Origin of the sequence: Pseudoalteromonas sp. S554 (assembly GCF_005930865.1) — a bacterium.
In the GTDB taxonomy this organism is placed as follows: domain Bacteria; phylum Pseudomonadota; class Gammaproteobacteria; order Enterobacterales; family Alteromonadaceae; genus Pseudoalteromonas; species Pseudoalteromonas marina.
In genome coordinates, this window is the sequence record NZ_PNDV01000213.1 from 1 (window position 1) to 271 (window position 271).

1 pseudogene is annotated in these 271 nt (G+C 38.4%); it reads left to right on the top strand.

Features of this window, described 5'->3' with window-relative positions:
- Positions 1-212, top strand: a pseudogene (locus tag CWB65_RS19740) (methyl-accepting chemotaxis protein); the annotation flags it as partial.
- Positions 213-271 lie beyond the last annotated feature (59 nt).

Sequence of the window (271 nt, forward strand, 5' to 3'; positions counted from 1 at the left end):
GGAATGGCTATAAGTTAAAAGACATCGACCTCGATGCCCAAGCCACACTAGTAGCAGCGACCCCGATAGAAAATACTGACTTATTTATTGTGGCTCAAGTGCCAAAAACTGAAGTATTTGCAAGTGTAAGTACGCTTCAGAGGCAAATATTTACATTTAGTTTAATCATTACATTAATTGCTAGCCGAATTAGTTAATTATTAGCGCGTTCGTGATCTTCACCGATATATAAAATAGGCGACTTATTCTCTAGTGTAGTATCTGGCGACTC